We start from the raw sequence: 703 nt of genomic DNA, 5'->3' as shown, positions 1-703 counted from the left end.
GAACACCCCTCGGGTATCGTATGGACCTATCTGCCAACTGGAGTTGAATATGGGTAGGTTTGAGTTCTCCTAGACCTAGTCCTTCATAGATTGAGAAAGGTAAGACATTCACACTAGCTCCTAGATCTAGAAGGGCTCTATCCACTTTGTGATCTCCAATAATATAAGAAATGGTCGGGCTTCCAGGATCTCTAAGCTTGGGTGAGGTTAAGGCTTCAGTCAAGAATACCTTTTTATGAACATTAAGTATCCTTTTCCTAGTGCAAGCATCTTTTAAAAATTTAACATTAAGTCTCCATTGCCATTCTTAGGGTCTTCCACCTCTACAGCTCCATGTATAAAAACAGTTTTGACAATGTAAGGGCCACTCCAACGAGAACGTAATTTACCAGGAAATAGACGTAACTTGGAGTTAAACAACAATACTTTCTGATTGGGCTCAAATGTTTTACGAAGGATCGACTTATCATGAAAAACTTTTGTTCGTTCCTTGTAAATTTTAGAATTTTCATAGGCCTCCTGTCGAAGTTTATCTAGTTCAGAAAGTTGTAATTTTCTCTTGGACCCAGCTTGGTCCATGTCAAAGTTCAAGGCCCTAGTAGCCCAAAGAGCTTTATGCTCCAATTCTACAGGCAAGTGGCAAGCTTTCCCAAAGACATAATTTACCAGGAAATAGACGTAACTTGGAGTTAAACAACAATAC

General features: G+C 39.5%; 1 protein-coding gene. It reads right to left on the bottom strand.

All coding sequences use genetic code 11. The features are described 5' to 3' along the window. Positions 1–273 precede the first annotated feature (273 nt). Positions 274–703 (bottom strand): hypothetical protein (locus QQK25_RS23405; RefSeq protein ID WP_284190111.1); only part of this gene is annotated, 430 nt, incomplete at its 5' end.

The organism is Zoogloea oryzae, from assembly GCF_030161255.1.
Classification (GTDB): domain Bacteria; phylum Pseudomonadota; class Gammaproteobacteria; order Burkholderiales; family Rhodocyclaceae; genus Zoogloea; species Zoogloea oryzae.
Note: the sequence above shows the minus strand (reverse complement) of the source record. Positions and strands in the feature narration are given on the sequence as shown.